The 4,820-nt window shown below is 56.1% G+C and carries 4 protein-coding genes and 1 pseudogene; 2 read left to right on the forward strand and 3 right to left on the reverse strand.

The window, feature by feature from the left end; genetic code table 11:
- Positions 1 to 173: 173 nt before the first annotated feature.
- The 3 genes from CVT63_07745 to CVT63_07755 all read right to left on the reverse strand — a co-directional run bounded on the left by CVT63_07745 (position 174) and on the right by CVT63_07755 (position 2,318).
- Complete coding sequence (locus CVT63_07745) at positions 174 to 593, reverse strand: hypothetical protein (protein ID PKQ27485.1); 420 nt, start codon at positions 591 to 593, stop codon at positions 174 to 176.
- Positions 594 to 1,205, reverse strand: coding sequence for a hypothetical protein (locus tag CVT63_07750; GenBank protein ID PKQ27486.1), 612 nt, complete (start codon positions 1,203 to 1,205; stop codon positions 594 to 596). It lies immediately after the preceding gene.
- Positions 1,206 to 1,472: 267 nt separating this feature from the next.
- Positions 1,473 to 2,318, reverse strand: a complete 846-nt coding sequence (locus tag CVT63_07755) for a hypothetical protein (protein PKQ27487.1) — start codon at positions 2,316 to 2,318, stop codon at positions 1,473 to 1,475.
- 229 nt (positions 2,319 to 2,547) lie between these two features.
- Between CVT63_07755 and CVT63_07760 the strand changes: the two are divergent.
- Together CVT63_07760 and CVT63_07765 are read left to right on the forward strand one after the other, a co-directional pair.
- Positions 2,548 to 3,248 (forward strand): annotated as a pseudogene (locus CVT63_07760) (DNA-binding response regulator).
- Between the two features lie 5 nt (positions 3,249 to 3,253).
- Entirely contained in the window at positions 3,254 to 4,687 is a 1,434-nt protein-coding gene (locus CVT63_07765; protein PKQ27488.1) for a hypothetical protein, read from the forward strand.
- Positions 4,688 to 4,820 lie beyond the last annotated feature (133 nt).

Raw genomic sequence — 4,820 nt, forward strand, 5'->3', positions numbered from 1 at the left:
CGCTGTAATACTGAGTCTGATGGCGTGGTGTCAAAGCTGAAACACCGTGCGCCGAGCGGCGCGTGGGGTGGTTCGAATCCCACCCCCTCCGCCAGCGGAAGGAATAGAAAACGCAACAAAGGGGGCCTGACCCCAGGTGTTGCGTTTTTCCCCCTCCGCCAGGGGCCAGGCCTTCACTGGACGGTTATATTGGCAAATACACCTTCAGCCCACGCAAGAAAGCGCGAGGCGTTCTTAACAGCATTCCTTGCCTCGCTCTCCCGGAACATTCGCTCCTCGTATTCAATAAGGTTTTTCTTGGCGACCAGGCGCTTGAGCTGTAATGTTGCGCTTTTCACTCCAGAAACTACAACCAGGGACTCGAGTAGTGCTATTGAATCGTCGTGCTTCGAACTCGTCGGGCGAATGCCTTTGGTCAACACCAGAACAGCGTCATTAGCGGAAATGGCGCAATGAACCGCGTTCAGGCCGGTAGCATCCCAATCGTCTTTGCCAAGTGACTCGATCATTGCTCTCGAAAACTGCTGAGACTTACCGAAATAATTAATGGCGGCGGATTTACTTACATCCCGAGTCGATATCTTTTTCGTCACTCAGCATCTCCCACAAATTGTACGTTCATATATCACCTTGCTTTCCCTCGGGATGTCCTTCCAGAAGCCTTTTTTGCTTTTAACCTTTTTCGTATATTCGCTTTCTGTTACGAAGACGGTAGACACAGGACATCCGAGTCTCCGTCCCGCGTCCAAGTCAATCTCGGCTATGACTTCTTCCAACTCGTCTATATCAACTCCATCGGTGAGTGTGAGAAGGAGGTCAACGTCGCTATCTGATTTTTCTTCCCCTCTTGCGACACTTCCAAACAGCCTGATTGAAACAATCTTAGCGCCCAGTCTGTCCGCGAACATCTCTGCCAATTCAGCGAGAAGGTTGCTTTCCCAATCGAAGATCGGCGCGAGCACGCCGTCAATCGCGGAGTTTTTATCATTAAGTTGATACAGATCGGTCTTTCCGGCTCGCTGTCGCAAGATAAGTCCTGCGGCCTCAAGTTCCCTGAGATTAGATATCGTGTGAGTAGGTGAGAAACCGACCATTCTTGAGATCTCTCGTCCGGAAAACAGACCACGGGTGCGAAAGAGGAGACGAAGTATCCCGATCTTTATTTTGCTTCCCAAAATGTCTTCGACGGCACCGTGTAACTTCATATCATCATTATGTCCTAAATGGTGGACAGCTGTCAATTATAATGGACAAATGTCCTATCTACCGCACAAACTCCGATCCGCTATGTCGGGAGCATCTGCAAACGCGCTACAACCCGACATTTTGTCCAACGTGTGCTCCACGAGTTCAAATCCCACTCCCTGTGCCGTTGACGATAGCCGTTGACGATGTTCTAAGGGAACTGGCGGATGTGCCTGTGACAGAAGACCTGTATGGACTGCTCAATCTGTTAGCCGATTAGAATCTAATTAAAATCTGTGGCCAAGCATGGCCTGCGCGTTCTTGCCCAGTATGCCTTCCAGAGCGTCGGGCCGCAGCCCCGCCTGATCCAGCTCGTCTAAGTGCCTGCGCATCCGTAGCAGCGGGTAATCCGTCCCGAAGAGGATGCGACCGCTCCCCGCAATGTCGAGCGCGATCTTGTAAACGTCAGGCTTGTAGAGGAATGGCGATGCCGCTGTATCGTAATAGACCGAAGACGCGACCCTGGCGACCTCGGGCATCAGCTCGTAGAAACAGAGCCCGCCGCCCCAGTGAGCCAGAACCGTCGTCACATCACCAAACTTCTCGAGAAACCGATAGACCGCCGCCGGCGTGGTGGGAGTCTTGCCGGGGTAGAAGTGGCCTACATCCTCGTTCGCGTGCAGGAGCAGAAACAAATCGGCGTCCGAGACAGCGCCGACAAGGCGACCCATCGTGCCGGGGTCGTCAAGCCTGAACCCCTGCGCGTCGGCCGATATCTCGCCGACGCCTTTCAGACCTCCTGCAAAAGCCCTCTCGAGCTCCGCGTCGCACGCCTTCCCCGCCACCGGGTTCCCGATTGCCAGGCCCACCAGCCTCTCGGGGAACGCTGCTACCGCCTCCATCATGTAGGTGTTATGCCGGCGGCACATGTCGATGCTCCGCCACGGGAAGCCGCAGGCGATCGAAATATCCACCCCGGCCTCGTCCATCTCCTCGATGAGAGCTTCAAAGGTGACCATCCTGGCTTTGGGGTTCCCGTATATAGAGTCGAATGACGAGTCGCGCTTGGCGAACATCTCGCGCCGCTCTATGACGTCAGGCGGAAAGATATGAGTGTGCGTATCGATTATCACGGAAGGCTCCTTGTTTCCAACGGCTCACAGAAGGGAACTTTATCACATAGCTGTCCTGAAAAAACGCATAATGGGGTCAAACCAAAATATGCGTTTTGCAATAGATAAATGGGAGAACGGTGCGTATAAAAAACGCATATTTTGGTTTGACCCCATTATGCGTTTTGGTGACATTTCTCACCGGATAGGAATATCATTTGCTTATGGTGGCACCGTCAAAGGAGGTTGCATGGAGGCCGAGCGGGAAAAGATCCTCGTAGTCGATGACGAAGAGCACATAGTCGAGCTGGTCGAGCTGTACCTCGGCAAGGAGGGATATAAAGTTTTGCGCGCGTTTGATGGCGACACCGCGATCGAGATGTTCGCGGCGGAAAAGCCTGACCTGCTGGTGTTGGATATAATGCTGCCCGGGAAAGACGGCCTGGATGTCTTGCGCGAGATCCGCAAGAATTCACAGACGCCGGTTATCATGCTTACCGCTCGCGAGGCCGAGATAGACAGGGTGGTCGGGCTGGAGCTTGGCGCGGATGACTACCTGACAAAACCGTTCAGCCCTCGCGAGCTCGTGGCGCGGGTGAAAGCGGTTCTGCGCCGCTCGAAGCAACTGGATAGCCGGGACGAGGAACTCCTGGATCGCGCGCCGGCGTCACCATCGACGCGCGTCGGCGGAGCGTCGAAGTCGAAGGCGCTGGCGACGTCGGGCTGACCGCCAAAGAGTTTGATCTTCTGTACGCGCTCGCGGCAAACCCCGGAATCGTTCTCACCCGCGAGCGGCTCATGGAGAAAGTTTGGGGATACGAGTACATCGGCGACACGCGCGCGGTTGATGTGTACATACGTCACCTTCGAGAGAAGCTCGCGGACGACGCGGACCGGCCCCGTTTTATCGAGACGGTAAGAGGCGTCGGTTATCGTTTCAAAGGCGCGTAGACAAGGTGTTCAGAACTCTTCGAGGGCGGGTCATTGCCACGTACTTTGTAGTCGTCGTCATCTCGCTTCTTCTCGCGAGCTTGTTCTTTCTGTTCTTTCTGTCCCGCTATACCCGTGACCGAGAACGCAAGGATCTGATCCGAGAAGTCATCGCTATAGCGAAACATGTCAAAAAACTGAGCGATGGCCAACCCGCATCGCCAGTCCGGGCCCGGCAGGCAAACCCCGACAGCGGCGTGGTGCTCAAAATACTTAACGCGGAGTCGGAGATATCAAAGGTGAAACTGTTGCTCATCGCGTCCGACGGTACGGTCATTGTCGAGTCGAAGGCCCGCCCCGTTTTCGGCAATCGCGCCATAAAGATGCCGGAGGGCATCTTCAGCGAGACCGGCCCGCGCATCACCGAGCGCTACTTCAAGCGGTTCGGAAAGAACTATCTCTTTGCGACTGCCCCGAGTTTTATGGACAGTAGCCCGGTTTTCCTGATGGCTATCAAGCCTGTGGAGGAAATCGGGTTGGTGGCGGGCGCTCTCGTAGGCTACGTGGCCGTGGCCGGCTTGATTGCCATGGGGATATCGATGCTACTGGCGCTCTACCTCTCCGGCGCGTTGAGCAGGCCTATCAGAGAGGCCACGGCCGCGGCGCGAAAGATGTCCGCCGGGGATTACTCCGCCGAAGTGCCGGTGCGCGGCTCTGACGAGACCGCTGAGCTCGCACGCGACTTCAACATGATGGCCGAAAGAGTGCGCGCCGCGTATGAGCTTCAACGGGAGTTCGTGGGGAACGTCTCGCACGAGCTGCGCACCCCGCTGACGAGCATAGAAGGTTTCAGCCAGGCTCTTCTCGACGGCGTGACCAAAAGCGAGAGTGAGCGGAATCGCTCGCTCGAGATAATCAATCAGGAGAGCAAACGGCTCGTGCGTGTTCTGCGCGACATGCTGCTGCTGTCGCAGATTGACGCGGGCGGCTTGCGGTCGGAAAAGAGGCAGGTCGATCTGGTTGATCTGATGCGCAAGCTCGAAAACGTCTACGGCATGCGCGCCGAGAGTGACGGACAGGTGTTTCGGGTGGATCCGCCCGCGGAAGGGCTCACGATTTTCACGGACGCGGACCGCCTGGAGCGCATCCTGACCAACCTGCTTGACAACGCATTCAAGTACACAAACGCGAATGACACCGTTACGCTGTCCGCGGGCGTTTCAGATACGCATGTTCAGATATCCGTGGCGGACAGCGGGCCTGGAATCCCGCCGGACGCGCTCGCGAACATATTTGACAGGTTTTACCGCGTCGACAAGTCGCGCTCGTTGAAGCACAGTGGCGCTGGTCTCGGACTTTCAATATGCAAAGAGCTCGCGGGAACTCTTGGCGGCGACATAAAAGTCTGGAGCCTGCTCGGACACGGAACGACCTTCACGGTTACTTTGCCGATCTCGTAGAATTGTGCGTGCCGCGCAAGCGCGACCGATGCTTTGAAGATTATGATCTTCTCCCCTTTAGACGGCGGGAGGATTAAGGTGGGGGGCGAGGTACCCCCCTGACAAGGGGGGCTAGGGGGGTTCTGCCCCAACC

It is taken from the genome of Candidatus Anoxymicrobium japonicum (genome assembly GCA_002843005.1).
GTDB lineage: Bacteria > Actinomycetota > Geothermincolia > Fen-727 > Anoxymicrobiaceae > Anoxymicrobium > Anoxymicrobium japonicum.

Excerpts from the sequence above, each read along its gene's own strand:
- CVT63_07750 (PKQ27486.1), bottom strand. The coding sequence starts at position 1,205 with ATGAAGTTACACGGTGCCGTCGAAGACATTTTGGGAAGCAAAATAAAG.